We start from the raw sequence: 1,455 nt of genomic DNA on the forward strand, positions 1-1,455 counted from the left end.
TAAGACTTGAATCCAGGCTACGACTGGGTTTTCGTCGAAAGCCGATGACCTGACTTGAACAGGCGACCCACGCTTTACGAAAGCGTTGCTCTACCAGCTGAGCTACATCGGCAACGAAATTAATTTATCATTCCAGTTGTACTTTTTCTTGCTCACTTGTCTGATCAGCAGGGCCGAAAGTCTGGTCTTGACCCCGCCATGAGAGAGCGACTGCTGAAGGAGTCACTCACCCCCTGGCGTGGCCTTCGGCGACTCGTCTGGGGCGCCTTGTTCGCCTCCGCTGGACTGGGTCTCTTCACCATGCTCTTCCGCGCTTCTGCCGGTAACGCTGTTGAGCTCAGTGACTTCGGGATCCAAGCTGGTGCTCTCACACTCTTCTCCGTTCTCCTCTACTTCGATCGCACTCGAAACGCCGACTGAATCTTCGTCCTGTTGGGCATCTACTGGAGGATCCGTTTCGAGGATTGATGAGTCGGCCACTGATGTGTTGTCCATGGTGATCACGCGAGCGCGTGCCGTGGACTTCTCTTCGATGATGATGGGGTCATCGCTACCAGCTTCATCGTTGACAGCCTGTTCGTCCTTGAGCTGTTCGAAGTTGGCTTCATTGATGTTGACCTCGCTGGTGTCTTCCTCGGCCGTGTCGATAGCGATGTCGACGCCGTTTGTTTCGGTGTCGTTCTCTTCAAGGCCTTTGTTGTCACCTCCCTCGTCTTCACCTCCCTCGTCTTCACCTCCCTCGTCTTCCAGGCTTTTGCTCTCGTCGATGCTCGGTTGGCTGTACTCCTCAGGATCGTTGGAGCTGTCTGTTGGGTTCGTTTGGCCTTGATCTGCCGCATTGGCGACTAATGGTTCGTTCTCTGTTGGAACAGGTTCTTCTGGAACAGGCTCTGCTGAAACAGCTTCTGATGCCGACGGAGGCTGTGGGGTTGGTTTTTGGGGTGGTTCTTGGGTTGGTTTCGCCGCAGGTTCAGGCCAAGCCAACCGACTGAGCCGAAGAATTTGCAGCCCAAAACTCGTGTGCTGTTGATCCGCTGCAATCAAGTTGTGCTCGACCGTGTTCTCTGCCGACGCCGCCTGATCGAGTTGACTCCGAACCGGTAGGAGCCATCCCAAGGCTTGGCTGAGTTGTTGGACTTGCCACACCATCAAAGCCAGCACTGGGATGCTGATCAACAAAGTGACGAGTCGTGATTGTCCGAGAACAGGTGAAAACTCACTGGCTAGAACAGCGGAATCATCGAGCCACCACAGCAAAGGCAGAGATCCGAGCGCTGCTAGAGCAACACTGGTGCGGCTGATGAGGCCACCCTGCTTTGCACTGAGAGCTTGTTGCTCTTGATCACGCTCCTTGAGTGGCACGCGTACGAGCAGCAGTGATCCCCAATCAGCCGGTCGTTTCCATAACGCAGCCGCAGGGGCTAGAACCCCGATAGCCCAGACGAGTAGACGCTC

The 1,455-nt window shown here is 55.3% G+C and carries 1 protein-coding gene, 1 tRNA gene and 1 pseudogene; 1 reads left to right on the forward strand and 2 read right to left on the reverse strand.

From position 1 onward, the window contains the following. Window positions 1–39 precede the first annotated feature (39 nt). Window positions 40–112 (reverse strand) — tRNA-Thr (locus WH5701_RS00410). 86 nt (window positions 113–198) lie between these two features. Here WH5701_RS00410 and WH5701_RS18190 point away from each other — a divergent pair. Next, complete coding sequence (locus WH5701_RS18190; protein ID WP_369791582.1) at window positions 199–420, forward strand: DUF3493 domain-containing protein; 222 nt, start codon at window positions 199–201, stop codon at window positions 418–420. A gap of 582 nt (window positions 421–1,002) precedes the next feature. Here the strand turns inward: WH5701_RS18190 and WH5701_RS18195 are convergent. Continuing rightward, a pseudogene (locus WH5701_RS18195) lies at window positions 1,003–1,455 on the reverse strand (low-complexity tail membrane protein); the annotation flags it as partial.

The sequence above is a fragment of the Synechococcus sp. WH 5701 genome, from assembly GCF_000153045.1.
Lineage (GTDB): Bacteria > Cyanobacteriota > Cyanobacteriia > PCC-6307 > Cyanobiaceae > Regnicoccus_A > Regnicoccus_A antarcticus.